The sequence below is a fragment of the Pseudomonas sp. K5002 genome, from assembly GCF_013386655.1.
Lineage (GTDB): Bacteria > Pseudomonadota > Gammaproteobacteria > Pseudomonadales > Pseudomonadaceae > Aquipseudomonas.
Genome location: NZ_JACARK010001623.1, coordinates 1 through 319, shown reverse-complemented (window position 1 = coordinate 319; position 319 = coordinate 1). Strand labels below are relative to the sequence as shown.

Annotated in this window: 1 pseudogene; it reads right to left on the bottom strand. The window is 66.8% G+C overall.

Annotation, left to right across the window (positions count from 1 at the left end):
* Positions 1-319, bottom strand: a pseudogene (locus HX846_RS38335) (4-alpha-glucanotransferase); the annotation flags it as partial.

Sequence of the window (319 nt, the reverse complement as noted above, 5' to 3'; positions counted from 1 at the left end):
CGTCGCCGCTGCGGCGCAGGGAATACAGCTGGGCGCTCAGGCCCCAGGCGCGGGCGGTCTGGGTGTCGACCGCTTCTGCAACGGTGTAGCAATGCGTCGGTGCCACGGCCAGGGTGAAATGCTGGTCGGCAATATGCACTTGTTGGTAGCCGACCGGAATCGAGCCGGGCAACACCGCGTTATCGTCCAGGCTCAGGTCCAGCACGCTGGAATCCTCGAGGTGAACCTGGCACGGCGTACCGGGGGCGAAGTAGCGCGCCAGGTCCAGGCCGGCGCCGCTGTCGACGGTCATCAGGGGCGGCAGGTGCTTGTCTTGTTG